The sequence below is a fragment of the Streptomyces sp. NPDC087300 genome, from assembly GCF_044744425.1.
Taxonomy (GTDB): domain Bacteria; phylum Actinomycetota; class Actinomycetes; order Streptomycetales; family Streptomycetaceae; genus Streptomyces.
The window spans coordinates 64,026-89,409 of the sequence record NZ_JBIUYI010000007.1 but is presented as its reverse complement, the minus strand read 5'-3'; the positions used below and the strand labels follow the sequence as shown (position 1 = coordinate 89,409).

The 25,384-nt window shown below is 71.8% G+C and carries 24 protein-coding genes; 15 read left to right on the top strand and 9 right to left on the bottom strand.

Annotation, left to right across the window (positions count from 1 at the left end; translation table 11 throughout):
- The first annotated feature begins 56 nt into the window (after positions 1–56).
- Genes ACIO9J_RS28765 through ACIO9J_RS28755 form a run of 3 tightly spaced genes read left to right on the top strand, consistent with a single transcriptional unit; the run spans position 57 to position 2,603 of the window.
- Positions 57–1,073: a cupin domain-containing protein gene (locus ACIO9J_RS28765; protein WP_402005676.1), complete on the top strand. Its 1,017-nt coding sequence runs from the start codon at positions 57–59 to the stop codon at positions 1,071–1,073.
- 47 nt (positions 1,074–1,120) lie between these two features.
- Entirely contained in the window at positions 1,121–2,380 is a 1,260-nt protein-coding gene (locus ACIO9J_RS28760; RefSeq protein WP_402005673.1) for a DUF418 domain-containing protein, read from the top strand.
- A 28-nt stretch (positions 2,381–2,408) separates the two neighbouring features.
- Positions 2,409–2,603 (top strand): hypothetical protein, encoded by a 195-nt coding sequence (locus tag ACIO9J_RS28755; RefSeq protein WP_402005671.1) that lies wholly within the window; start codon positions 2,409–2,411, stop codon positions 2,601–2,603.
- Here the strand turns inward: ACIO9J_RS28755 and ACIO9J_RS28750 are convergent.
- On the bottom strand, positions 2,600–3,109 hold the full coding sequence (locus ACIO9J_RS28750) for a carboxymuconolactone decarboxylase family protein (RefSeq protein ID WP_402005668.1): 510 nt from the start codon (positions 3,107–3,109) through the stop codon (positions 2,600–2,602). The two genes, ACIO9J_RS28755 and ACIO9J_RS28750, sit on opposite strands and share 4 nt — an antisense overlap.
- A gap of 24 nt (positions 3,110–3,133) precedes the next feature.
- Here ACIO9J_RS28750 and ACIO9J_RS28745 point away from each other — a divergent pair, with 24 nt between their 5' ends.
- The 3 genes from ACIO9J_RS28745 (at position 3,134) to ACIO9J_RS28735 (ending at position 5,380) form a co-directional block, all read left to right on the top strand.
- Positions 3,134–3,658, top strand: a complete 525-nt coding sequence (locus tag ACIO9J_RS28745) for a MarR family winged helix-turn-helix transcriptional regulator (RefSeq protein ID WP_402005665.1) — start codon at positions 3,134–3,136, stop codon at positions 3,656–3,658.
- A gap of 81 nt (positions 3,659–3,739) precedes the next feature.
- A complete protein-coding gene (locus ACIO9J_RS28740; RefSeq protein WP_402005662.1) occupies positions 3,740–4,330 on the top strand; it encodes a Uma2 family endonuclease in 591 nt (196 codons plus the stop codon).
- Positions 4,331–4,387: 57 nt separating this feature from the next.
- Positions 4,388–5,380 (top strand): aldo/keto reductase, encoded by a 993-nt coding sequence (locus tag ACIO9J_RS28735; RefSeq protein WP_402005659.1) that lies wholly within the window; start codon positions 4,388–4,390, stop codon positions 5,378–5,380.
- A 129-nt stretch (positions 5,381–5,509) separates the two neighbouring features.
- On the opposite strand, the gene thpR is transcribed toward ACIO9J_RS28735, so the two are convergent.
- Positions 5,510–6,100, bottom strand: coding sequence for an RNA 2',3'-cyclic phosphodiesterase (thpR, locus tag ACIO9J_RS28730; RefSeq protein ID WP_402005656.1), 591 nt, complete (start codon positions 6,098–6,100; stop codon positions 5,510–5,512).
- A gap of 22 nt (positions 6,101–6,122) precedes the next feature.
- Here thpR and ACIO9J_RS28725 point away from each other — a divergent pair, with 22 nt between their 5' ends.
- The gene (locus tag ACIO9J_RS28725) at positions 6,123–6,653 is read left to right on the top strand and encodes a GNAT family N-acetyltransferase (RefSeq protein ID WP_402005653.1); all 531 of its coding nucleotides are present in this window, start codon (positions 6,123–6,125) and stop codon (positions 6,651–6,653) included.
- 37 nt (positions 6,654–6,690) lie between these two features.
- On the opposite strand, the gene ACIO9J_RS28720 is transcribed toward ACIO9J_RS28725, so the two are convergent.
- Together ACIO9J_RS28720 and ACIO9J_RS28715 are read right to left on the bottom strand one after the other, a co-directional pair.
- Complete coding sequence (locus ACIO9J_RS28720; RefSeq protein WP_402005649.1) at positions 6,691–8,037, bottom strand: MFS transporter; 1,347 nt, start codon at positions 8,035–8,037, stop codon at positions 6,691–6,693.
- 71 nt (positions 8,038–8,108) lie between these two features.
- A complete protein-coding gene (locus ACIO9J_RS28715; protein ID WP_055555858.1) occupies positions 8,109–8,546 on the bottom strand; it encodes a MarR family winged helix-turn-helix transcriptional regulator in 438 nt (145 codons plus the stop codon).
- A 143-nt stretch (positions 8,547–8,689) separates the two neighbouring features.
- Here ACIO9J_RS28715 and ACIO9J_RS28710 point away from each other — a divergent pair, with 143 nt between their 5' ends.
- Positions 8,690–8,872, top strand: a complete 183-nt coding sequence (locus tag ACIO9J_RS28710; RefSeq protein WP_055555856.1) for a hypothetical protein — start codon at positions 8,690–8,692, stop codon at positions 8,870–8,872.
- 20 nt (positions 8,873–8,892) lie between these two features.
- Here the strand turns inward: ACIO9J_RS28710 and ACIO9J_RS28705 are convergent, their stop codons facing one another.
- Positions 8,893–10,341, bottom strand: coding sequence for an NCS2 family permease (locus ACIO9J_RS28705; protein WP_402005645.1), 1,449 nt, complete (start codon positions 10,339–10,341; stop codon positions 8,893–8,895).
- Between the two features lie 200 nt (positions 10,342–10,541).
- On the opposite strand from ACIO9J_RS28705, the gene ACIO9J_RS28700 reads away from it, so the two are divergent.
- Entirely contained in the window at positions 10,542–10,871 is a 330-nt protein-coding gene (locus tag ACIO9J_RS28700) for a DUF2530 domain-containing protein (protein WP_402005642.1), read from the top strand.
- A 117-nt stretch (positions 10,872–10,988) separates the two neighbouring features.
- Positions 10,989–13,391 carry an HAD-IC family P-type ATPase gene (locus ACIO9J_RS28695; protein WP_402005639.1) on the top strand — a complete coding sequence of 801 codons (2,403 nt, stop codon included), beginning with the start codon at positions 10,989–10,991 and terminating at the stop codon, positions 13,389–13,391.
- 25 nt (positions 13,392–13,416) lie between these two features.
- Here ACIO9J_RS28695 and ACIO9J_RS28690 read toward each other — a convergent pair whose 3' ends face one another.
- The 3 genes from ACIO9J_RS28690 to ACIO9J_RS28680 form a co-directional block, all read right to left on the bottom strand.
- A complete protein-coding gene (locus ACIO9J_RS28690) occupies positions 13,417–14,247 on the bottom strand; it encodes a calcium-binding protein (protein ID WP_402005636.1) in 831 nt (276 codons plus the stop codon).
- A 258-nt stretch (positions 14,248–14,505) separates the two neighbouring features.
- Positions 14,506–17,706 (bottom strand): molecular chaperone Hsp90, encoded by a 3,201-nt coding sequence (locus ACIO9J_RS28685; RefSeq protein WP_402005633.1) that lies wholly within the window; start codon positions 17,704–17,706, stop codon positions 14,506–14,508.
- Between the two features lie 1,607 nt (positions 17,707–19,313).
- Complete coding sequence (locus tag ACIO9J_RS28680) at positions 19,314–20,252, bottom strand: DUF3027 domain-containing protein (RefSeq protein ID WP_402005630.1); 939 nt, start codon at positions 20,250–20,252, stop codon at positions 19,314–19,316.
- Positions 20,253–20,791: 539 nt separating this feature from the next.
- On the opposite strand from ACIO9J_RS28680, the gene ACIO9J_RS28675 reads away from it, so the two are divergent.
- From ACIO9J_RS28675 to ACIO9J_RS28660, 4 genes are all read left to right on the top strand, one after another.
- Complete coding sequence (locus tag ACIO9J_RS28675; protein WP_402005627.1) at positions 20,792–22,204, top strand: MFS transporter; 1,413 nt, start codon at positions 20,792–20,794, stop codon at positions 22,202–22,204.
- Positions 22,205–22,394: 190 nt separating this feature from the next.
- Entirely contained in the window at positions 22,395–22,910 is a 516-nt protein-coding gene (locus tag ACIO9J_RS28670) for a DUF2771 domain-containing protein (protein ID WP_402005624.1), read from the top strand.
- Between the two features lie 14 nt (positions 22,911–22,924).
- Positions 22,925–23,614 carry a futalosine hydrolase gene (locus tag ACIO9J_RS28665; protein ID WP_402006798.1) on the top strand — a complete coding sequence of 230 codons (690 nt, stop codon included), beginning with the start codon at positions 22,925–22,927 and terminating at the stop codon, positions 23,612–23,614.
- Entirely contained in the window at positions 23,607–24,467 is an 861-nt protein-coding gene (locus ACIO9J_RS28660) for a 1,4-dihydroxy-6-naphthoate synthase (protein ID WP_402005621.1), read from the top strand. The genes ACIO9J_RS28665 and ACIO9J_RS28660 overlap by 8 nt, the downstream gene beginning before the upstream one ends.
- A 70-nt stretch (positions 24,468–24,537) precedes the next feature.
- Here ACIO9J_RS28660 and ACIO9J_RS28655 read toward each other — a convergent pair whose 3' ends face one another.
- Positions 24,538–24,921, bottom strand: coding sequence for a cold-shock protein (locus ACIO9J_RS28655; protein WP_055701393.1), 384 nt, complete (start codon positions 24,919–24,921; stop codon positions 24,538–24,540).
- Positions 24,922–25,113: 192 nt separating this feature from the next.
- On the opposite strand from ACIO9J_RS28655, the gene ACIO9J_RS28650 reads away from it, so the two are divergent.
- A complete protein-coding gene (locus ACIO9J_RS28650; RefSeq protein ID WP_402005617.1) occupies positions 25,114–25,368 on the top strand; it encodes a hypothetical protein in 255 nt (84 codons plus the stop codon).
- The last annotated feature ends 16 nt before the right edge of the window (positions 25,369–25,384 follow it).

Here is a 25,384-nt window from a genome sequence, read left to right as displayed (position 1 = left end):
ATGCCCGCACACCTCAAGCAGATACGCGCACGTCTCACCACGCTAGGATCACCCCCATGGACCTCGTCAGTGATGTGATCTCCGCGGTGCGGGTCGGGCGGCCGGTCTCCGACCGCGTCAGGGTGTCCGGCTCCTGGTGCAGCAGGATCCCCTCGTACGACGGGATGGGCTTCCGCGTGGTCCTGGAGGGCAGTTGCTGGGTGCTGCCCGACGACGGCGGCACCCCCTTCGCCCTCGCGGCGGGCGACGCGGTACTGCTGCCGCGCGGCACGGGACACGTCCTCGCGGACTCCCCCGTGGACGGCCCCACCGTCGAGCGGGCGATCCCCTTCGAGCGGTGGCTGGAGTCCAACGGCCTGCCGATGACGCACGACGCGGCGCCGCGGGGGACCGTCCACCTGGAATCCACCGGCCCCGCGGGCCCCGCCGTCGAGATGCTCTGCGGCAAGTACCGCCTTGACCCCGCCCACACGCACCCGCTGCTCGCCGAGATCCCCGACATCGTCCACCTGCCCCGCAGGGCGGGAAGCCACCCGGAGCTCGCGGCCGCGATCGACCTGCTCGGCAGGGAGGCGGGCGCGTCCCGGTGCGGCGGGGACGTGGCCGTGCCCAGCCTCCTCGACCTGCTCCTCGTCTACATGGTGCGCGCCTGGCTGACGGAGACCGCCGCCGACTCCCACGGCACGGCCCGCTGGCCCGTGGCGCTCAACGACCCGGTGGTCGCCCAGGCCCTGCGCCTCCTGCACGAAACCCCCGAAGCCCCGTGGTCCAACGCGGAGTTGGCGGCCCGCACGGGCGTCTCCCGGGCCACTCTCGCCCGCCGCTTCACGACCCTGGTGGGCCGCGCCCCCATGGCGTACCTCACCTGGTGGCGCATGTCCCGCGCGGCCACCCTGCTGCGCGACACCAAGCACCCCCTGGACACGGTGGCCCGCCAGGTCGGCTACAGCTCCCCGTACGCCCTCTCGCACGCGTTCAGCCGCACGTTCGGCACGACACCGGGGCGCTACCGGCAGCGGACCATCGGCGACGAGAAGAGCCCGCAGCCGCACACTTTGGTCACCGCCCCCTAGCCGGAAGGCGGACGCCCGCCCGGTGCCCCTCTCCCTACCGTCCAGATATGGCGGTCGACATCACAGCGAACAAGACGGCGGAGCCCCCGCGCACCGGCGCGGCGGCGGGCGAGCGGGCCCTCGCCCCCGATCTGGCCCGGGGGCTGATGCTCCTGCTCATCGTGCTCTCCAACACGGCCTTCCATCTCTGGAAGGCGGAGCACGGGCCCTCCGGGTGGCAGCCCGTGGACGGCGGGTGGATCGACCACGCCGTCCAGTTCACGATGATCACCACCCTGGACATGCGGGTGTACCCGCTCTTCGCGTTCCTCTTCGGGTACGGAATGACGCAGCTCTTCCTGCGGCGGACCGCGAAGGGCACCTCCGAGCGCGGCACGGTCGCCGTCCTGCGCCGGCGGAGCCTCTGCCTGATCGTCATCGGGCTCGCGCACGCCACCCTCCTCATGGCGGGCGACATCGTCGGCTACTACGGGCTGCTGAGCCTCGCCCTCGGCTGGCTCTTTCTGCGCCGCAGCGATCGCGCGCTGAAGTGGTGGATCGGGATCGGCGCCGCGCTGCTGCTCTTCGGGGCGCTCGAACCCGTCGTATCCGCCTGGATGAACGGCGAGTTGGGGTCACTCGGGGACGCCGGGGCCGAGCCGGGCGCGGACGCCTACGGGGCGGACGACCCGAGCTGGCTCGGCGCGGCGGGCACCCGTCTCGAAAGCGGCCTCTTCGTCACCTTCGTCGCCGCGCCGCTCTCCCTCGTCGGCGGCGGCTTCACCGTGTTCCTGCTCGGCTTCTGGGCGGCGCGGCGCCGGATCCTGGAAGAGCCGGGGCGTCATCTGCCCCTGCTGCGCCGCACCGCCGTCATCGGCGTCGCGATCGGCTGGCTCGGCGCGCTGCCCGCGGCGCTCGCGCACATCGGCGTACTCGACGTACCGGACGACGCGCAGAGCGAGGCGGGCGCCCTGGGGCTCCTTCGCGACATCACCGGGAACGCCGCCGGGCTCGGTTACGTCGCCGCGATCGCGCTGTTCACGCACTGGTGGACGCGGCGTACGACGAGGCGCGGCACACGGGCCGTCACCGCGCTCTCCGCCGTCGGCAAACGCTCCCTCTCCTGCTACCTCACGCACTCCCTCCTCTTCGCCCCGCTCCTCGCCGCCTGGGGCCTCGGCCTCGGCGCGCACCTGAGCAGCGCGACGATGGCACTCGTCGCGGTCGGGGTGTGGCTGGTGACGGTGGCGGGGGCGTACGCGCTGGAGAGGGCGGGGCGGCGGGGTCCTGTGGAGGTGGTCCTGCGGCGCGTGATGTACCGGGGGTGACCCCTCCGGGCCCTGGCAGGATCAAGCCATGGATTACCAGCAGCGCCGGTTTCAGCGCGTCATATGGACCTACACCGGGTTCACCGTTCTCGGCATCGCGATCGGAGCGGGCATCAGCTTCCCGCTCGGTCTCGGGGACACCGCCCGGTCCGTCACCGTGGGCGTCTGCGCCGTCCTCGGGGTGGGCGGCGCGACGGCGTACCTGCTGCGTACGGCGGACTAGACCGCCCGGGTCAGCCGGTTCGCCAGGGTCGACATCGTGTAGGCGCCGATGCCGAGGACGACTTCCAGGGCGTTGCGTTCGGTGTAGCCGTGGGCGAGGAACGCCTTCAGGGTCTCGTCGTCGACGCCGCCCGCCGTGGCGAGCACCGACAGCGTGAACTGCCGTACGGCTTCTAGGCGTTCGTCACAGTCCAGCGGGCGCTGCTCGCGCAACGCCGTGATCAGCCCCGGCTCCGCCCCCAGCTTGCGCAGCTTTCCGGTGTGCATGGCCATACAGACATGGCAGTCGTTGCGCGTCGCGACCGTCATGATGACGACTTCCCGGGCCACGGGGTCGAGGGTCGTGCGCTCGAAGGACGCGCTCAACTCCAGGAAGCCATTGAGGAGTTCGGGCGACTCGGCAAGACGGGCGACGGCGTCCGGCAGGTGCCCGAAGGCGCGGGTGACGCCTTCCATGGCCTGTCGGGACTCGGTCGGCGCGGTCTCCACGGTGTGTTCGGCGAACAAGACGTACCCCCTACTATCGACAACATGGTTGACGATAAAAAGGTAAACCAGGTTGTCGATGACGGCAAGGGGGACGCGGACGCCCCTGAAGGGAAGGGATACGAGCTCCCCCTCCTCCTCTTCGCGGGCTTCCGCACCCTCATCGACCGCCTGCACGCCGAACTCGCCCGCCAGGGCCACCCCGACGTCCGCCCCGCCCACGGCTTCGCCATGCAGGCCATCGGGATCGAGGGCGCCACCGCCAGCGAGATCGGGCGGCGCCTCGGCGTCTCCAAGCAGGCGGCGGGCAAGACCGTCGACCGCCTCATCGCCCTCGGCTACGCGGCCCGCACCGACGACCCCGCCGACGCCCGCCGCAAACTCGTCCGCCTCACGCCGCACGGGGTCGACGCGCTGCGCCGCTCTGCGGTGATCTTCGAGGAGCTGCGGGCGGAGTGGGCAGGAGCGGTCGGCCCGCACCGGCTCCGGGCCATGGAGGACGACCTGCGCACGGTCGTCCCTGCGGAGGCGTTCCGGCTCGACGCGGCGGGGTGGCTGGGCGGCTCGTGATCGGACGTAACCCTGACTCCGTGCGTATCGTTGTACTGCGCGGCTGCACTCGACCGAGGAGGGCCGGGGAGGAGCGCCACGATGACCGTCGTAGATGTGATGACCGACAGGATCGAGATGGCCGACGACGAGTGGAGCTTGGACCGATGGTTCGAGCTCATCGAGCGGATGGTCCCCGAGGGAATCAAGGCGGAAGTCGTCGAGGGGGCCGTCCACATGGTGCCGCAGCGGAATGTGCATTGGCAGCTCATCCGGAGGGTGCTCTACGCCCTGGATGACAGGTTCAGCCGGGATTCGCTGGTGATGACGGACGTGCGCATCGACTTCCCCGGCCACCAGAACGGCTTCTGCCCCGACCTCGCGAAGTTGAAGGACGGAGCGAAGCCTGACGAAGACGGCCGCTGGCGCTACCAGGACGTGGAGTTCATCGCCGAAGTCATCTCCCGCGGCACCGGCCTGAACGACTACGGCCCGAAGAAGGCCACTTACGCCGAAGCCGGTGTCCCCGTCTACCTCGTCGCCGACCCGTACCAGGGCCGCTGCCACGTCTACACCGACCCCAAGGACGGCGAGTACCGCACGGAGTCGAAGTCCGACTTCGGCGACGAGATCGACCTGACCGGCACCGTCGTCGACCTCGTCCTGAAGACCGACAGCTTCCCCCGCGACTGACCCGCACCGATCAACCCCCTTGCCTGGAGCGCACTCCAAGCCCTTGGCTAGATCCCCATGAAGTACACGCAGCTGGGACGCACAGGGCTCAAGGTCAGCCGGCTCACGCTCGGCACCATGAACTTCGGGCCGCTCACCAACGAACCCGACAGCCACTCGCTCATGGACGCGGCGCTCGACGCGGGCGTCAACTACTTCGACACCGCCAACGTCTACGGACAGGGCGCGGGCAAGGGCCGCACCGAGGAGATCATCGGCACCTGGTTCGCGCAGGGCGGCGAGCGGCGCGACAAGGTCGTGCTCGCCACCAAGGTGTACGGGAACATGGCCGCCGAGGGGGAGACGGTCTGGCCCAACCACGACCTGCTCTCCGCGGTGAACATCCGCCGCGCCGTCGAGGCGTCGCTCAAGCGGCTGCAGACCGACCACATCGACATCTACCAGTTCCACCACATCGACCGGAACACCCCGTTCGACGAGATCTGGCAGGCCGTCGACGTCCTCGTACAGCAGGGGAAGATCCTCTACGCCGGGTCGAGCAACTTCCCCGGCTACAAGATCGCCCAGGCCAACGAGACCGCACGGCGGCGCGGCAGCTACGGCCTGGTCAGCGAGCAGTGCCTCTACAACCTCGCCGCGCGCGACGCCGAGATGGAGGTCATCCCGGCCTCCCAGGAGTACGGCCTCGGCGTCATCCCGTGGTCGCCGCTGCACGGCGGGCTGCTCGGGGGCGTGCTCAAGAAGCAGGACCAGGGCGCCCGGCGCACCGGCGGCCGCGCCGCCGCCGAGCTCGCCAAGCCGGAGGTCCGCGCGCGGATCACGGCGTACGAGGAGCTGCTCGACAAGCACGGTCTCGAACCGGGCGAGGCCGCGCTCGCCTGGCTGCTCACGCGGCCCGGCGTCACCGCGCCGATCGTCGGCCCGCGCACCGCGGACCAGCTGGCCTCCGCGCTGCGCGCCGTCGATCTCGAACTCTCCCCGGAGCTGCTCGACGGCCTCGACGAGATCTTCCCCGGGCCCGGCCCCTCGCCGGAGTCCTTCGCCTGGTAGGCGCACGGGGGCGGCCCGCGTCCGGCGATGCCCTAGCCGAACGCGGCCGCCACCGCCACCACGACGAACATCAGCACGAGCACACCGGCCATGATCCGGTTCCTGGTTTTCGGGTCCACGTAGTCGAGGTTAACCGGCCGCTCCGTCTGCCCCGGCGGCGCCTCCCAGTGCCCACCGTCCGACCGTCTCGTAGCGCGGCCGCTCCCCGGGCACTCCGCTCACCGGGAGATTGCTGCGTACGAGGGTCAGCTCGGCCACCGTCCAGGGCGTGCCGTCGAAGGGGGCGAGCGCGTCGACGTACGGCGTGAGGTCCGCCTCCCCCTTGGCGCGCGCCAGCGTCAGGTGCGGCCGGTAGTGCCGGTGCTCCTCCATCGTGACGCCCGCCTTGCGGGCCGCCGCGTCCGCCCGCCCCGCGAGCAGCCGCAGCGCGGCCACGTCCCCGGCCGCGCCCGCCCACAGCGCCCGCTCCCCGAAGTGCCCGCCGCCGTGCAGGGAGAGGGAGAAGGGCGGGGTGCGGTGTGCGGCGCGCTCCAGGCGGGCGGCGAGGTCCGGCACCGTCGCGTCCGGCACCTCCGCCATGAACGCGAGCGTGAAGTGCCAGCCTTCGCGGCCGGTCCAGCGCAGTCCCGAGGCGCCGGGCAGCGTCTTCAACTCGTCGGCGGCGGCGCCCAGTTCGGCGGTCGCGGCGGGCGGGGGCAGGACGGCTGCGAAGAGTCTCATGGGGAGACGCTAGCCTCCCCGCATGACTGACACGGAGCCCATACGGATCAGGCGGGGCGGGGCCGGCGACATCCCCGCGATCATCGCTCTCTTCGACGGCGCGGTGGAGTGGCTCGTCGCCCGCGGCCGCACCGGCCAGTGGGGCAGCAAGCCCTGGTCGGCCAATCCGAAAGCCGTCGCGATGGTCGAGAAGTACGTGACGACGGGCGCCCCCTGGATCGCCGAGATCGACGGCACCGTGGTGGGCACGCTCACCCTGACCGAGGGGCCGGGCGGCGACATCGTCCCGGCGGCCGGGGAGCCCGAACGCTACGTGCACCTCCTCGCCGCCGACCACGGGCGGCACGCGGGCCGCGGCGTGGGCCGCGCCCTGCTCGCGCACGCCGTCGAGGAGACCCGAGCGCAGGGCGTCTCCCTGCTGCGGGTCGACTGCTACCGGAGCGAGGACAGGGCGCTCGTCGCGTACTACGAGAGCAACGGCTTCACGGCCACCGAGACCTTCACGGGTCCCGACGGCAGCTGGCCCGGCCAGGTGCTCGCACAGCGAGTCTGACCGGGCCGGGCACGCGACGTCGCGGCGCGGAACGGCATCACGCCGCGGTCGCGAGCTCCCGCTCCCTCGGCACGAACTGCAGGTGCTGGCGGCCGCGCCGCAGGTCCACCTTGAGCCGCAGGTTCGCGGCGCGCGCCAGCATCAGGCCGACACCGGCCGCGGCGAGCGCGCAGACCAGGCCGCCGATGGCCATGCTGACCCGGACGCCGTAGGCGTCGGCGAGCCAGCCGAAGAGCGGCCCGCCGAGCGGTGTGCCGCCGGTGAAGACCATCATGAACAGCGACATCACCCGGCCGCGCATCTCCGGGTCCGTGGCCATCTGGACCGAGGAGTTGGCGGTGACGTTCACCGTCAGGCCGAGGATGCCGATCGGCACGATCAGCGCGACGAACATCCACAGTTCGGGCGCGAACGCGGCCACGATCTGGAGCACGCCGAAGGCGATCGCGGCCCCGGCGAGCAGCCGCAGGCGCGAGGTCCCGCGACGGGCCGCGAGCAGCGCGCCGGCCAGCGAGCCGACCGCCATGAGCGTGTTGAAGAGGCCGTACATCCCCACACCACCGTGGAAGACGTCGTCCGCGAAGGCGCTCATCCAGATCGGGAAGTTGAACCCGAAGGTGCCGATGAAGCCGACGAGGACGATCGGCCAGATCAGCTCGGGGTGCTTGGAGACGTAGTTCAGGCCCTCCCGCAGCTGTCCCTTGCCGCGCGGCTTGCGCGGGGTGTGGTGCAGCTCGGAGGTGCGCATCAGCATGAGTCCGGTCAGCGGCGCGAGGAAGGACAGGCCGTTGGCGAGGAACGCCCAGCCGGGCCCGACGGCAGCGGTGAGACCACTGGCCACGGCGGGGCCGATGAGGCGCGCGGACTGGAAGTTGGCGGAGTTCAGCGAGACGGCGTTGCGGACCTGGTCCGGGCCGACCATCTCGGAGACGAAGGACTGCCGGGTCGGGTTGTCGACGACGGTGACGAGGCCGGTGAAGAAGGCCGCCGCGTAGACGTGCCAGACCTGGACGTTGCCGCTGAGCGTGAGGGCGGCGAGGAAGAGTCCGCTGATGCTCATCGCGCCCTGGGTGCAGAAGAGCAGGCTCCGCTTGGCGAACCGGTCGGCGATCACTCCGCCGTACAGGCCGAAGAGCAGCATCGGCAGGAACTGCATGGCCGTGGTGATGCCGACGGCCGCGGAGGATCCGGTGAGGCTCAGGACCAGCCAGTCCTGGGTGATGCGGGCCATCCAGGTGCCGGTGTTGGAGACGACGGCACCGGTCGCGAAGAGCCGGTAGTTGCGGATCTTCAGCGAGCTGAACATCGAGGACTTGTGGGGGCGGACGGGGGTGTCGAGGGCGGTTGGTGCGGGGGCGGAGTCTGCTCCGGATCCCGTACTCAAAGTGGGTTCGCCTCCTTGGCGTACAGACGGCTCCCACAAGGGGCGGGAGTGCCCGCGGGGTGCCGCGGGTCTTACAGGTGCGCGAGCTTCTCCAGGACGGGGGCGGCGGCGCGCAGCCGCTCCCACTCGTCCTCGTCGAGGTGCTCGGCGAGACCGGCCAGCCAGGCGTTCCGCTTGCGGCGGCTCTCCTCGAGCATGGCCTCGGCGGTCTCGGTCTGGGTCACCACCTTCTGGCGGCGGTCCTCGGGGTGCGGCTCCAGCCGGACCAGTCCCTTGGCCTCCAGCAGGGCGACGATGCGGGTCATCGACGGCGGCTGCACGTGCTCCTTGCGGGCGAGCTCGCCCGGAGTGGCGCTGCCGCAGCGGGCGAGGGTGCCGAGCACCGACATCTCGGTGGGGCTCAGCGACTCGTCGACACGCTGGTGCTTGAGTCGACGGGACAGGCGCATCACGGCGGAGCGCAGGGCGTTCACGGCGACGGCATCGTCACCATGGGAGAGGTCCGGCATGTTTGTTAGCGTAACTCATTACCCTAGCTAAAGACCACTTGGTTTCCCGGACACGGGTGCCCGAACCCTTTCGTCACCCATATGAGTGAGGTGACTTCGGAAAGCGACGCATCGCCCGGCGGCGCCCGTGGACCCTGTCACGCATGGGATCGACAGTGCTCAGCCTGCGGATAGACGGTGAGCTGCTCGACCGGCTCCGGCAGCACGCGGCGAAAAGGGGAATGAGCGTCCAGGACTATGTGGTCCGGACGCTCATTCGTGATGACTTCGACGAACGATTCGCGACATCGGTCGAGAAGACGGAGAAGTTCTACGGGGTGGCTTAGACCCCCCTCATCGGGGGCGGCTAGGTCAGGTTCAGTGCGGGCATCAGGTAGTAGAAGGCGAAGACCGCCGACACGACGTACATGGCGACCGGCACCTCCCGCGCCCGGCCCGCGGCCAGCCTCAGCACGGTGAAGGTGATGAAGCCCATCCCGATGCCGTTGGTGATCGAGTACGTGAACGGCATCATCAGCATCGTCACGAACGCGGGGATCGCGATCGTGTAGTCGCTCCAGTCGATCGCCCGGATCGATCCGGACAGGATCAGGAAGCCGACCGCGAGCAGCGCGGGGGTGGCCGCCTGCGACGGGACCATGGTGGCGATGGGCGTGAGGAACAGCGCGACGGCGAAGAGCCCGCCCGTGACGACGTTCGCGAAGCCCGTGCGGGCCCCCTCGCCGACGCCCGCGGTGGACTCCACGAAGCAGGTGGTGGCCGACGCGGACGAGGCACCACCGGCGGCGACGGCGATGCCGTCGACGAAGAGGACCTTGTTGATGCCGGGCATGTTGCCCTTGTCGTCGGTCAGCCCGGCCTCGTCGCCGATGCCCATGATCGTGCCCATCGCGTCGAAGAAGCACGAGAGCAGCACGGTGAAGACGAAGAGGACGCCGGTCAGGACGCCGACCTTCTCGAAGCCGCCGAAGATGCTGATCTCGCCGACGAGACCGAAGTCCGGGGTGGAGACGGGGTTGCCGGGCCACTCCGGGGTGGTCAGGCCCCAGGACGGCACGTCGGCGACCGCGTTGACGATCATCGCGACGACCGTCATGACGACGATGCTGATGAGGATGGCGCCGGGCACCTTGCGCACCATGAGGGCCAGGGTGAGCAGCACGCCGAGCACGAAGATCAGGACGGGCCAGCCGTTGAGGTGGCCGTCGCCGCCGAGCTGGAGCGGGACCGTGGTGTGCGCGGCGTCCGGGATGCGCGAGACGAAGCCGGAGTCGACGAGGCCGATCAGCATGATGAAGAGGCCGATGCCGATCGCGATGCCCTTGCGCAGGCCGAGCGGCACGGCGCTCATCACGCGTTCGCGCAGGCCGGTCGCGACGAGCAGCATCACGACGAAGCCGGCCAGGACGACCATGCCCATCGCGTCGGGCCACGACATGCGCGGCGCGAGCTGGAGGGCGACCACGGTGTTCACGCCGAGTCCGGCGGCGAGCGCGATCGGCACGTTGCCGATGACGCCCATCAGGAGCGTGGTGAAGGCCGCGGTGAGCACGGTCGCGGTGACCAGCTGCTTGTTGTCGAGCTGGTGCCCGTACATGTCCTTCGCGCTGCCCAGGATGATCGGGTTCAGCACGATGATGTAGGCCATCGCGAAGAAGGTCGCGAAGCCGCCGCGGACCTCCCTGGCCAGGGTGGAGCCCCGCTCCGTGATCTTGAAGTACCCGTCGAGCCCGCCCCGCGGGGGCTTCGGGGGCGGCGTTTTGGCGTCGACCGGGGCGCTGGCCGAGGGAGACATGCGTGACCTCATGAACTCAGAGAAGGGGAAGATCGTTAAGCGGCGACTTCGGTTCGATTTGTTTCTTCTTACGAAAGCAATCAGCCATTAACGAGCCGTTTCAGTATGAATACATGAGACGGAAATCGCTATCTCCGCGCGTAGACCCTTGCGTCCCAAGGGGTGTACGAGACGTGGCCCACCCCTCGTAAGCTGTACGCATGGCGAAGTGGACCCCTAAGCACGAGGCGCCGGAGCCCCTGGAGGGGCCCGTGGTCGCCACCATCACGGGCGGCACGATCCTCTGGTTCGTCCTCTTCCTGGCCCAGCTCCCGTTCTACGGCTGGTTCGACGACCGCGACGCGACCTGGTGGGTGTGGACCTGCCTGGCCGGCGCGGGCCTCGGCCTCATCGGCATCTGGTACGTGCGCGGCAGGGACGCCGCGATCAAGCGGGCCGCGGCGGGCACGGGGACCGTCGGCGTCGAGGGGACCACCGATGACGACGGGACCGCCGAGGGCAAGGGGCCGAAGGTCACCGAGTCGCGGTAGGAAGGTCCCCGCGCCCCTGCGCGGCCGTACACCCACGGGACGGGCCCCGTCCTCCCGTGGTCGGATCTTTTGCGCACTCAAGGGGTGAAGCCCCAAAACCCCCCTTACGGTCGATGCATGACGCATATCGACGCGGGCGCCGAACTCGACCCGGTCCACCCGGTGCCGCCACCCACGGGGCGGGCCGCGGGACTCACCACCGCCGAGGTCGCCGAGCGGGTCGCCCGCGGCGAGGTCAACGACGTCCCGATCCGCAGCAGCCGGTCGCTGAGCGAGATCGTCCGGGCGAACGTCTTCACCCGCTTCAACGCCATCATCGGCGTGCTCTGGGTGGTCATGCTCTTCGTGGCGCCGATCCAGGACAGCCTCTTCGGCTACGTGATCATCGCCAACACGGGCATCGGCATCATCCAGGAGTGGCGCGCCAAGAAGACCCTGGACTCCCTCGCCGTCATCGGCGAGGCCAAGCCGACCGTCCGGCGCGACGGCGCGGCCTGCGAGATCTCCACCTCCGAGATCGTCCTCGGCGACGTCATCGAACTCGGCCCCGGCGACAAGATCGTGGTGGACGGCGAGGCCGTCGAGACCGACAGCCTGGAGGTCGACGAGTCGCTGCTCACCGGTGAGGCCGACCCGGTCATCAAGAAGCCCGGCGACAAGATGATGTCGGGCTCCTTCGTGGTCGCGGGCGGCGGCGCGTTCACCGCCACCAAGGTCGGCCGCGAGGCGTACGCGGCGCAGCTCGCCGAGGAGGCGTCCCGCTTCACGCTCGTCCACTCCGAGCTGCGCACCGGCATCTCCACGATCCTCAAGTACGTGACGTGGCTGATGATCCCGACCTCGATCGGTCTGGTCGTCTCCCAGCTCGTCGTCAAGGACGACAACTTCAAGGAGTCCATCGCGTACACGGTGGGCGGGATCGTCCCGATGATCCCCGAGGGCCTCGTGCTCCTCACCTCCGTGGCCTTCGCGATCGGCGTCATCCGGCTCGGCCGCAAGCAGTGCCTGGTGCAGGAACTCCCGGCGATCGAGGGCCTGGCCCGCATCGACACGGTCTGCCTCGACAAGACGGGCACCCTCACCGAGGGCGGCATGGACGTCACCGAGCTGCGGCCGCTGAACGGCGGCGACGAGGCGTACGTCCGCACGGTCCTCGGCGCGCTCGGCGAGTCCGACCCGCGGCCGAACGCCTCCCTCCAGGCGATCATCGACGCCTACCCCGACACCGACGAGTGGCGCTGCACCGAGTCGCTGCCCTTTTCCTCGGCCCGCAAGTACAGCGGCGCCTCCTTCAGCGAGGGCGACGGCACCGAGTCGACGTGGCTGCTCGGCGCCCCCGACGTACTCCTGCCCGACGGCGACCCCTCGCTCGCCGAGATCGAGGAGCTCAACCAGCAGGGCCTGCGCGTGCTGCTGCTCGCCCGCGCCGCGGGCGCCCTCGACGACCCGGAGGTGGCCGCGGGCGCGCGTGCCACCGCCCTGGTCGTCCTGGAGCAGCGGCTCCGCCCCGACGCCGCCGACACCCTGCGCTACTTCGAGGAGCAGGACGTCGCCGCGAAGGTCATCTCCGGTGACAACGCGGTCTCGGTGGGCGCGGTCGCGGGCAAGCTCGGGCTGCCCGGCGCGGAGAACACCGTGGACGCGCGCAGGCTGCCCACCGACAAGGAGGAGCTGGCGCAGAGCCTCGACGACAACACGGTCTTCGGCCGGGTCACCCCGCAGCAGAAGCGCGACATGGTGGGCGCCCTCCAGTCGCACGGCCACACGGTCGCGATGACCGGTGACGGCGTGAACGACGTGCTCGCCCTGAAGGACGCCGACATCGGCGTGTCCATGGGCTCGGGCTCGGAGGCGACGCGGGCGGTCGCCCAGATCGTGCTGCTCAACAACAGCTTCGCGACGCTGCCCTCGGTGGTCGCCGAGGGCCGCCGGGTCATCGGCAACATCACGCGCGTGGCGACGCTGTTCCTGGTGAAGACCGTCTACTCGGTCGTCATCGCGCTCCTGGTGGTCTGCTCGCAGGTCGAGTACCTCTTCCTGCCGAGGCACCTGACCCTGCTCTCCACCCTCACCATCGGCATCCCGGCCTTCTTCCTGGCGCTCGCGCCCAACAAGGAGCGGGCCAAGCCCCACTTCGTACGCAGGGTCATGCGGTACGCGATCCCGGGCGGTGTCATCGCGGGTGTCGCCACGTTCGTGACGTATCTGCTCGCCCGGCACCACTACACGGGCGCGGGCGCGCGGGAAGCCGAGACCAGCGCGGCGACCCTGGCGCTGTTCCTGATCGCCATGTGGGTGCTCGCCATCATCGCCCGCCCCTACACGTGGTGGCGGCTCTGCCTGATCGGCGCGATGGGTCTCGGCTTCCTGCTCGTGCTGACCGTGCCCTGGCTCCAGGACTTCTTCCAGCTGAAGCTGGTGGGCACGACGATGCCGTGGGCGGCGGTCGCGATCGCGGCGGTGGCCGCGGCGGCCATCGAGTTCATCTACCGCTGGGTGGACCGCCGCTTTCCGGCGTGACCGGTGAGACCGGTTGTGACGGCGACTAGCGGACGTCGATGAAGTCGCTGGTCGACGTCACGGCCGGGGTGGTGGAGGTGCCGGCGAAGACGTAACGGAAGTAGCCGTCGGCGGAGGCCTTCACGGTGGTCTTCAGGTTGCCCTTGGAGTCGGACTTGACCGTCTTGACGGTCGTGTAGCTGCTGGCGCCCTTCTTCTTGTACTGGAGCTTCACCGACTGGCCGGTGTAGCCCGCGTACTTCGAGGTCTCCCAGTTGGCACGGGTCAGCGCGCCGGTGACCGTGATGGTCTTGCCCTTCTTGACGGGCTCCGGGGAGGCGTTGGTGGTGAGCTTGGCGTAGCGCTGGATGCTGGCGTCGGACTTGAACTTCTCGCCCTCGGCCGAGCCGCCCTCGTTGCCGTCGGCGGCGGCGTAGAGCTTCCAGCCCGAACCGGCCAGGCCGTTGGTGTAGAGGTCGGTCTTCGGGTCGGCAACGACGTCGAGGGTGCAGGTCGAGGTGGTGGCGTTGACGACCTTGCACTTGCCGTTGAGGTCGTCCGGGATCAGGACGCCATCGGCGTGGTCGATGTCGCTGCCGTGGTACAGGAAGGCACTGCCGCCCGCGATGCCCGACGGGTCGGTCGCGGTGACGGCGATCTTGAACTTCACCTTGTTGGAGGTGCCGACGACGACGTCCTTGCCGCCGTTGACGGAGACCTTGGTGATCTTCGTGGCGCCCGCGTTCGCACCCTGCGCGGCCTTGGCCGCGAGACGGGGAGCGGACGACGGACCGTCGGCGGCCTGGGCGGCCGGGACGGCGAGTGCGGAAAGGGCCAGGGTGCCGGTCAGTGCGGCCACGGTGGCACGGATGCGCATGTGTTTCCCCAGTTGGAGAAGGGGATCCCGCGGTGCGTGACGCCGTCACGCGGGTTCCCGGTGATCTAGGAGTCTGTTGACTCGCAAGATCAGACCTGTGACGGGTGGGGCTGGTTGTACGAGAAGTGAAGAAAATGTGACCGACATAGGGAACGCGAGGTTCCACCCCGACCAACAGGCCGACCAACAGGCCTGACCAACAACCTGACCAACAGGGTGGAACCCGGCAAACCGCCCAGAGGGCCCGAAGGAGGGCCCTCAGTCGAACCAGCGGTCCCGCGCCAACTCCGCGGTCCGCGACGGATCTTCGAGCAGCGCCGCCACCTCGAACCGGCGCGGCCACTGCCCCGCCGCCCAGGCAAGACCCGCCGCGACACCCTCCAGCGTCGCCGCGTGCACGGTGCCGTCCGGAGTGCGGCGCCAGTCCAGCTCCACACCGCCCGCGACGAGCTCCTCGTGCTCGACGTACGTCTCCGGGGTCGACTCGCCCAGCAGGATCCGCACGGGATCGGGCACCGCGTGCTCCACGCCGTGCCCCGCGGGCTCCACCGCCGCCGTCTCGCTGAGGCGCCGCACCTGGAACAGTTCCGCGAGGTCGCCCGCCTTGCGCGGCCGCACCGGCAGCAGCGGCACACCCGCGGCGAGCGGCAGCAGATCCGGCGCGTCGGCGACCACCGCGTCCGCCGCGTCGACCACCACGACCTCGCCGTCGAGGACCGCGCGCAGCTCCTCGGGGAGCGTCACCTGCTCCGGGTCGAGATCGGCGAGCGCCCCGTACAGGGCGTGCAGTTGGGCGGGGGAAACGGTCCTCTCGGGGTCCGCGAGCCGGTCGAGCAGTTCGGCGGCGCCGCCCGGCTCGGCGAGCAGCGCGCCGACCGACGTCCGCACGCCGAGGGCCCGCAGCACCTGCTCGTCGCCGAAGCCGGAGGCGTCCGCGGCGTCGTACAGACCCACCAGGAGCGGATCGCCGCCCGCCGCGCGCAGCCCCGCGGGACGGCGCCCGTCCAGGACGTGGTGGCCGCGCAGCCACCACGCCGTGTACGAACGGACGGTCTCCGTCGTGCCGTCGGGCAGGAGCACCCGCAGCGGCTGCGTCAGCGCGTCCCGCAGCGGCGGCCGGGAGAGCATCGCGAGCGCCTGCGGCCAGCGGTCGTCGTCCACCAGGTCCAGGTCCCGTACGGCGACGATCTCGGTGGCGACCGGCGGCACCGGGGTGTCGGGCAGCCGGTCCAGGACGTCCTCGCACCACACGTCCACGGCGTCCAGCAGCCCCGCGTCGTCGGGCTCGGCGAAGTCGCCGTCGCGCGGCTCCAGTTCGTCCGGATCGAGTACGACATCGGCGGCGCGGACCAGCGCGAACGTGGCGAGCACCCCGCAGGCGGCCAGCGGCTGCTCGCCCCAGCGATCGGCCAGCTCCTGGTCGGCGAGGGCCAGTTCGTCCTCGCGCATCACCTCGGCGAACGCGCTGCCGGGCAGCACCAGCTCGCCGGCGGGGGCGAGTTCACCGTCTTCGTCGGGCAGCGCGAGGGCGGCGAGCCAGGGCTCGTCGCCGGGTTCGAGGCGGGCGTCGCGCACCAGCGCGAGGACGACGTCCGCCAACTCGTCGGCGTCCAGCGCCTCCTCGTCCCAGGTGTCGTCGTCGAGGGAGGCGGCGACGGCGGCGCGGACCTGCGGGGTGGTCAGGACCGCGCGGGGCGTCGCGGGGAGCGCGCCGAGCTTCTCCAGGAGCGGGTGGACGGCCTCCGGGTGGGCGACCTTCAGCCCGAGCCGGGCGAGCGAGGCGGGATCGCGCGCGTCGTCCGGGGCGGGCAGGAGGACCTGCCGGGGCCCGATCGTCGTCCGCCCGTCGGCAAGTGGCACGGGCAGCCCGGTGAGCCGGTCCGGGTCGACGCCCGCCAGGGTGTCGTAGAGGCGCCGCCACCAGGCCGCGTCGCGTTCCAGCCCGGCGAGCCGGTCGACCGCCTCGGTCAGGGGGACCCGCGCGACGCCGAGGGTGCGCAACTCGGCCCGGCGTTCGAGCCCCGCGGGCAGCAGGCTCGGCAGCACCTCGGCGAGCACCCGTACGGTGTCGGCGCCCGCGCCCTCCACGACCTCCGCGTCACGGGGCCGCAGCGCCTCGGGCAGCTCGTCCTCCTGGCCCTCGGTCCTGGGCAGCGCGGGCGGCAGGAACGCGGTGCGCGGCAGCCGCTCCAGGATGCCCGCGCGCAGCGCGCCGTCCAGCTCGCTCCTGCCGAGCGGCCCCGGCACGAGGGAGATGATCCCCTCGGTCACAGGACGCCAGTCGGCGAGGAGTTCGACGTACGCCTCGGCGGCGCGCTCGACCAGGAAGTCGGTCAGCGGCCCCGGCGCGGCGTGCCGCCGAGCGGTGTCCAGCGGGAACGAGGCGATCAGCAGCGCGGGTACGCCGAGCGGCTCGTCACTCGGCGTCGGCGCGTGCACCACGGGGGTGCTGCGGGGCCGCTCCGGGGTGCCGTCGGGGCCCGCGGGCACGGCCCAGGTGACCGACCAGTACGGACGCAGCCGCTCTTCGACCGGCCGCCCCTTCAACAGGGCGGCGTCGAGGGGGCCTTGCCGGCTGACGGTGCGCCAGCGGGTCGTGCCGTCGCGCGTGTCCTCGACGGTGGTGTAGGGGGTGTCTTGGGTGTGGCGGCGGAGGGTTCGCGTCGTGCTTCCGGTGCGGGCGTCTCCTGCGGTGCCGCCCGGGGTTTCGATGGTGACCTCGGCGAGGCCCGGCAGGGCGAGCAGCAGGGCGTCGTCGACGCCCTCCAGGAGCCGGGCGACCAGGTCCTCGGCGGCGGCGTCGCGCAACGGCAGGATGACGACGGTGTCGTACCCCTCGGGCGCGCTGCCCTCCGCGGCCATCGGCAGCCGGAGCAGCGGGACGTGGCCGTCCCTGCGGCGGATCTCGTCGCCGAGTCCCGGGCTGAACCTGGCGGTCTCCGCGGCGAGTTCGCGGGCCTCCGACAGCGACCAGCGGACGCCGCCGGTGCGTCCCACGACGGCGGGCTCGTCGGAGACCGCGAGCACGGCGGCGAAGCCGACGCCGAAGCGGCCGACGCTGGTGGGGTGCGGGCCCCCGGTCCCCTCGGGCCCGTCGCTCCCCCCGGCCCCCCTGGCCCCCGGGGTCTCCCGCTTCGCGGAGGCGCGGAGGGTGGCGAGGGACTCCACGCCGGTCGCGTCCAGCGGGGCGCCGCTGTTCGCGGCGGCGAGCACGCCGTCGCGCAGGGTCAGCGCGAGCCGCCCCGGAACGCCGGCGCGGGCGGCCGCGTCCGAGGCGTTCTGCGCCAGCTCCACGATGAGCCGGTCCCGGTAGCCGCCGAGCGCGAGGTCCTCCTCCGCGTTGGCGTCCTCACGGAAACGGGCCGGGGCCGCGGCCCAGGCGTCGAGGACTCCACGGCGGAGGCGGGCGGTGCCGAAGGGATCAATACCCTCGGCCGCCGGCCGCACGGGCTTGCTCACGGTGGGGGGCTCCTTGGGGGGTTGGGGGGGTGGGGTGGAGTGGAGTGGGGTGCGTGGGTGGGGTGAGTTGCGTGGGTGGCGTGGCTTGTGTGGGTGGGCTGGGCTGGTTCGCTGGTGCTGGTGCTGGTGCTGGTGCTGGTGCTGGTGCTGGTGCTGGTGCTGGTGCTGGTGCTGGTGGGGCGTTGTACTCCGGCCTGCGGCCGGGGGCTTGGGCTTGCGTCTCCTCGACCGTGGTCGTGGTCTCCGGCCGTGTCACGGACGTGAACTTGAAGTTGCACTTGAACGTGGACTTGGACCGTGGTCTTGGTCTGCGGCGAACGGTACCGCGTCGGGGTGGGGGTGCTGGAGCCGGAATCCCCCTGCCGCCCGCGCCCGACGGATCACTCCGCCCCGGCCTACTCCCCCGCCTCGCTCGCCCGCCTCGCTCGCCCGCTCCGCGGGGGCTGCCCCCACCCCACCACGCACGCGAGCCTCCGGCACCGACCGGCAGGCGCCCTGCCACGGCCCCACTGCCCCAGGCGCCCCCTCTGCCTCACTCCCCCGCTCCGCGGCGGCCCTCCCCACCCGCCCACCCGCCCACCCGACACTCCGCACGGCCCGCACCTGTTCTCCCCCGCTCCGCGGGGTTCTTCCCCACCCGCCCACCCGAATCTCCGCACCGCCCAGCGCATGCCCACTCACCGGTCCCACTGCTCGACGTGGAGCTCTGCCCCACTCGCACCTGCTCACCGTTTCGCCGCTCCGCGGCGGGGTTCGCGCCGCCCACGCGTCTTCGGTTCGCTGCTCGGCGGCGGGTGGGTGAGGACTACGCCGCAAAACGGCGCCGCAACCAGCAGCACGGCGCCGAGGGAAGACGGCAAGCCCCCACACCACCGCAGCGGGGAACGCTTGGGCAGGCGGGTGGGAAGCACGCCGCGCAGCGGCGACGCACCAGCAGCACAGTGCCGAGGGGATCGCGCCGGGCCCCCACCGCTGCCGCAGCAAGAAACGCATGGGCGGGTGGGTGGGAGGCACGCCGCGAAGCGGCGACGGAGTCGGGAGCACGGTCCCGAGGGGAGACGGCGGGCCCCATACCGCTGCAGCGGAGAACGCTTGGGCGGGCGGGTGGGGACTACGCCGCGCAGCGGCGACGGAGTCGGGGCACGGTGCCGAGGGAAGACGGCAAGCCCCCACCGCCGCCGCGGAGAACGCTTGGGCGGGCGGGTGGGGAGCACGCCGCGCAGCGGCGACGCAGCCAGGGGCGGGGTACAGAGGGGCGATGCGCGGAGGGTCCGGATCCGCACAGGCGCCGAGGAGCCAGACGGGGAGGACTGGACCGTCGCGGAGGGGCCGGGCACGGGGTGAGTGAGTGGGCCGGGGCACAAGCTTCGGGCGCGCATGCAGGAAGCACATCGCAGGAAGGACATCGGGCAGGCCAGAACGGAAAGCGCAGGTCACGGGTCCAGCAGCCCGGGGCGGAGCCCCGATGCGGGGAACAGGTCAGGACGCGCGCTCCGGCGACGCACCGAGGAGCCGAGGAGCCGAGGAGCCGAAGACGAACCCCGGCACCACCCACCCGAACCGCCCGAACCGCCCCGCAAGAACCCCCCACACCCCCGCAGCCGGAACTAGGAGTGGCCGAGTTCCTCCCCCGGCCCCTCCACACTCACCGACCCCGAATCCGCCGCGGGCCGCAGCGGCAGGACGTCCACGCGTGTCTCGTCGAGGACCGGCGGCGCCGGCCGGGCCGGTTTCGGCATGACGGCGGCCTCGGAGTGGCCCCCGCAGCCGTACGAGAGGGAGACCACGCGGCCGTCCGCGGGCCCGAACTCATTGGCGCACACACCGAACGCCTGACCGAGCGATCCGCCGATCGCCACCAGGAATCCACAGCTCACACATCCCGCGGGCGCCGCCTGCGCCATCGGGGTCTTCGCGCCGTACGCCTCTTCCCAGCGGTCGGCCGCGACATGCAGTCCGTAGCGGGAGAGGACCCGGGCCCTGCGCATGCCCAGTTCGTCGGCGACCGCCGCGATGGAGCCGCGCGCGGGCGCCAGGGGCAGTTCGGCCGGCGGGCCCGCCGTGACCTCGGCGTCCTCCGCCTCGACGAGCTCGGCCATCTCCTCGGACACGGCGGAGTTCGGCGGCGGCTCCTCCTCGCCGGTGAAGCCGGGTTCGAGGCGCAGGTCCTCCGCGTCGGTGGGCAGCAGGTCGCCGGGGCCCATGTCGCCGGGGCGCAGCCGCTCGCTCCACGGCACCCACTCGGGGGCGAGGAGCGCGTCGGGTCCTGGCAGCAGCACCGTCTCGTCGAGCGTGACGACCTTCGCCCGCGAGGCACGGGCGACCGTCACCGCCCAGCGCCAGCCGCGGTAGCCGAATTCCTTGCACTCGAAGAGGTGTGTGACGACCCGGTCGCCCTCCACGACGACCTCGACGTGCTCACCGACCACACCGGGTGCGGCGGCCTCCTCGGCCGCGGCCCGCGCCAGGCCGACCGCTTCGGCGCACAGGCGGTCCGGGGTACGCGGGGTGCGCTGGGTACGGCTTCGCGTTGTCGCTGCGCTCACAGGTATCGCTTCTCTCCTACGCCGTCTCACGAGTGCGCCACCCTTACGCGGGGGTACGGACGGAGCGGACCTGAGGGCCGCGTCAACGTCCGCGCCCGACGTTCTCGGGCGCACCTACGTCACCCATTCTGCGGGATGACCGAGAGGCGCGCGGCCGAGAACAACCGCCGCAGGCGCGCTACGCACGCTACCTTCTCCTGGCCCCTGGGCCTACACCGACGTACGGGCCGGCGCCCCGACCCTCCGTTCCGCCCCTCCGTTCCGCCCCTCCCCGACACACCCCTGCGCACCGCCCTGCCCCCACCCCCGTCGCCACCCCGCGGCGTGCCCCGCCGGTGCGGAGCAACGGGTGGGCGGGCGGGGACGACCGCCGCGGAGCGGCGCAGCACCACACGGCGGCACGCGCGGCCACGCGGAGCAGACACTCCGTGGCAGAGAGGCCCCCACCCCTGCCGAAAGACCTCCGTTCAAGACCCCCGCTCAAGGCCCCCGGCCACGTATCCGCACTAGGAATCCCCCCGAAGGGGCACTATGACGGAGTGGCCCCCACAAGGTCGACGTCCGTAGGAACCGTCTCGCCGGGACCGGCGCGGCGGACCGCGCGTGCGCTGGGACGTGCTCTGCACTTCCCCGTGACCGGCACCGCCCGCGGCATCCGCAAGGCCACGCACGCGCACGGCGCGGGCGAGTCGGGCCTCGGGAAGCTGATCGAGTTGCACGCGGTGAACGGCGCGGGTGACGTGATGATCACCGTCGCGCTCGCCTCCACCGTCTTCTTCTCGGTGCCGACCGACGAGGCGCGCGGCCGTGTCGCCCTCTACCTCGCCATCACGATGGCCCCCTTCACCCTCCTCGCCCCGGTCATCGGCCCGCTCCTGGACCGCCTTCCGCACGGTCGGCGCGCCGCGATGGCCGGCGCGATGCTGGCGCGTGCGCTGCTGGCCCTCGTCCTGTCGGGCGCGGTCGCCACCGGCAGCGTCGAGCTCTATCCGGCCGCGCTCGGCGTGCTCGTCGCCTCCAAGGCGTACGGAGTGGTCAGAAGCGCCGTCGTGCCGCGTCTCCTGCCACCCCGTTTCTCCCTGGTCAAGGCGAACTCCCGGGTCACCCTCGGCGGTCTCCTGGCCACCGCGGTGGCCGCGCCCGTCGGGGCGGGGCTCCAGGCGATCGGGCCGCGCTGGCCGCTCTACGGCGCCTTCGTGATCTTCGTCTCGGGGATGTTCCTGTCGTTCTCGCTGCCCCGCAAGGTCGACTCGGCGAAGGGCGAGGCGAAGGCGCTGCTCTCCGCGGACGAGGAGCATCTGCATCTGCACGCGCGCTCCGAGGCCGCCGGGGACACCACCCGCAAGCGCCGGCTGGGCCTGCGGACGGTCGGGCCCGGCGTCACCCACGCGCTGGCCGCCAACGCCGCGCTGCGCTGTCTCTCCGGTTTCCTCATCTTCTTCCTGGCGTTCCTGCTGCGCGAGCATCCGCTGGCCGGGCAGAGCGCCGCGGTCTCGCTCGGCATCGTCGGCGTCTCCGCGGGCGCGGGCAACGCGCTGGGCACCGCGGTCGGCGCCTGGCTGAAGGCGCGGGCGCCCGAGGTCATCATCGTGACCGTCGTCGCGGTGGTCCTCGGCGTGGCGATCACCTCGGCGCTGTTCTTCAGCGCGGTGGGCGTGGCCTGTCTGGGTGCCTGCGCGGGGTTCGCGCAGGCCCTGTCGAAGCTGTCCCTGGACGCGCTGATCCAGCGGGACGTACCCGAGCAGGTCCGTACGTCGGCGTTCGCGCGCTCCGAGACGCTGCTCCAGGTGGCGTGGGTGTTCGGCGGCGCCGTCGGCATCGCCATGCCGCTGAACGGGTCGCTCGGTCTCGCGGTGGCCGCGGGCATCGTCGCGCTCGGCTGGCTCTCGACGGCGCGGGGGCTGCTCACCACGGCGCGGCACGGCGGCCCGCGTCGCGCCCGGGTGGTCTGAGCGCGGGGCCGCGGGGCGCGGACCCGACCCCACCGGGACGTACGCCCTTCGGGGCCGTACCCGCGCGGACCCGACCCCACCGGGACGTACGCCCTTCGGGGCCGTACCCCCTTCGCACACGGGGCCGAAGGCGGCACGCCCGCGACCCCCACGTAACAGGACCCCACAACGCGCCCGATAGCCTTCGCCCATGACCTCCCTGCTCCGCGGCGGAGCCGCGAATGTGAACAGCGCGGCGCGCCGCCGCCGCGCCGTGGCCGCCCTTGGCGCCGTCTCCGCCGGACTCCTCGTCCTCTCGGCCTGTGACAAGCCGACGCCGCTTGCCACCGTGACGGTCGGCAGCGACTCGGTGAACACGGAAGCCTCCTGCTACAACGACGGCAAGGAGCTGGCGCAGTCGCAGCTCAAGTCCTGCCTCCAGGACAAGGACGTGAAGACCGTCAAGGTCGATCCCGACGAGAAGGTCCGCTTCGGCGTCGACCCGGAGATCGCCGAGAAGGGCTGGACGCTCCTGATGAACGGGCAGCCGCTGACCGAGGCGAGCAAGAAGACGTACGTGGTGATCCCGGGCAGCGTCTTCTTCAACCAGCAGTACGGCGGCGCCGGCAACAAGGCCACCGTCAGCCTCCTTGAGGGCGGCAAGGGCTCCACGCAGAAGGCCACCGGCCTGTGGTCGTTCAAGTTCGAGAAGGACTCCGACTCCTGACCTCGTACGACGCGATGACGGGGGCCCCCTCCGGCGCCCCGCGCGTCCTCGTCGCCACCGCCGTCCCCGCCGAACGGGACGCGGTGGCGCGGGCGCTGGCCGGACACCCGGGCGGCGCCGTCGACGTACTGGCCGTCGGGGTGGGCCCCGCGGCCGCCGCGGCGGGCACGGCGACCGCACTCGCCCGTGCCGCCGCCACCGGCTCGCCCTACCGCCTGGCCGTCTCCGCCGGGATCGGCGGCGGCTTCCAGCCCGACGCCCCCGTCGGCTCGCTCGTCCTCGCCGACGAGATCACCGTCGCCGACCTGGGCGCGGAGACCGGCGACGGCTTCCTGCCGGTGACCGAACTCGGGTTCGGTGCCGTCACCCACCGTCCGCCGCCTTCCCTCGTACGGGGAGCGGCCGCCGCCACGGGCGCCGTGAGCGGCACCGTGCTGACCGTCTCCACCGTGACCGGCTCCGCCGAGCGCGCCGCGCAGCTGCGGCTGCGTCATCCGCGGGCCCTGGCCGAGGCGATGGAGGGATTCGGCGTCGCCGAGGCCGCCGCGCTGCACGGGCTGCCCGTGTTCGAGGTCCGCGCGGTCTCCAACGCGGTCGGTCCCCGCGACCGTGACGCCTGGCGGATCGGCGCCGCGCTCGCGGCACTGACCGAGGCGTTCGGGAAGCTCACGCCCGTACTGGAGAGTTGGAACGACCATGACTGAGTCCCTGCGGATCGCGTACTCGCCCTGCCCCAACGACACGTTCGTCTTTGACGCCTGGGCCCACGGCCGGGTGGCGGGCGCCCCCGAACTCGACGTCACCTTCGCCGACATCGACATCACCAACGGCATCGCGGAGCGCGGCCCCGCCGCCTCCGACCTGGATGTCCTGAAGGTGTCGTACGCCGTGCTCCCCTACGTCCTCGACGAGTACGCGCTGCTGCCCTGCGGCGGCGCGCTCGGCCGTGGCTGCGGGCCGCTCGTGCTGACGCGTGAGCCCGGGGTCGACCTGTCGGGCAAGACGGTCGCGGTGCCGAGCGAGAAGTCGACGGCGTATCTGCTCTTCCGGCTGTGGGCCGCGGACACGCTCACCGGCGGTGGCGTCGGCGAGATCGTGGTGCTGCCCTTCGACCAGATCATGCCCGCGGTGCGCGACGGCAAGGTCGACGCGGGCCTGGTCATCCACGAGGCACGCTTCACGTACCAGAACTACGGCCTCAACTGCCTCGCCGACATGGGCGAGCACTGGGAGGCCACGACGGGCCTGCCGATCCCGCTGGGCGCGATCATCGCGCGGCGGTCCCTTGGCGCGGAGGCGCTTGAGCAGCTCGCCCGGTCGGCCCGCACCTCCGTCCGCATGGCCTGGGACGACCCCGAGGCGTCGCGGCCCTACGTCCTCGAACACGCGCAGGAGATGGATCCCGCCGTCGCGGACCAGCACATCGGGCTCTACGTCAACGAGTTCACCGCGGATCTCGGCGAGGACGGTTACGCGGCGGTACGGGGGCTTCTCACTCGGGCTGCGGCCGAGGGGCTCGTGCCTGCTCTGCGACCCGGCGCCCTGTCGTTTCCGTGAACGTCCAGATCGCCTGAACGGCTCGTCCTCAAACGCCGGACGGGCTGAAACCAGCCCGCCCGGCGCGAAGTCAGACGTCCAGCTGATCCGCCACCGCCCTCAAGAGCCCCGCGATCTTCGCGCCCGACGCCTTGTCGGGGTAGCGGCCCTTCTCCAGCATCGGCGTGATGTTTTCGAGCAGTGTCGTCAAGTCCTGGACGATCGACGCGAGTTCGTCCGGCTTGCGGCGCTGCGCGGCCGCCACCGACGGGGTCGGGTCGAGGATCGTGACGGAGAGCGCCTGGTCGCCGCGCTGGCCTGCGACGACACCGAATTCCACGCGCTGGCCGGGCTTGAGTGTGTCGACGCCGGCGGGCAGTACGGAGGAGTGCACGAAGACGTCGCCGCCGTCGTCGCGGGAGAGAAAGCCGAAGCCCTTCTCGCTGTTGAACCACTTGACCTTGCCGGTAGGCACGTGAAGTCCTCGTCCTCGTACTCGTCGTACTTCGTCTATGCCGGTCCGCCCCACCGGATCGAGAGGGCGAAAACGGCTCTGGATAGCACTACAGCGGGTCGCCCGACCCGCCGCCACCAAGACTATTGGTCCGTGGGCCGGTGACAAGACGTCCCCGGATTCTTCCTTCGCGCTGGGAACTACCCTGGTGGGGTGCGTGACAAAACCCAAGCGAATTCGGCCGGACCGGGCGACGGAATGGTTCGGGCCGGAGCAATCGTCTTCTTCGTCGGAGCGGTGGCCACACTGGTCACCGTGGCCCCGTTGTTCCTGGGCTCCGACCCCTTCCCCTCCATCGCGTACGCGGTGTGCATGCTGATGGGCGTCGGCTTCCTCGTCGCCGCCGCCGGCGTGCTCCGCGGCATCGCCGTGCAGCGGCGTCAGGCCAGGTCGAGCGCCGCCACCTAGGGTCCTAGGGCCCCCG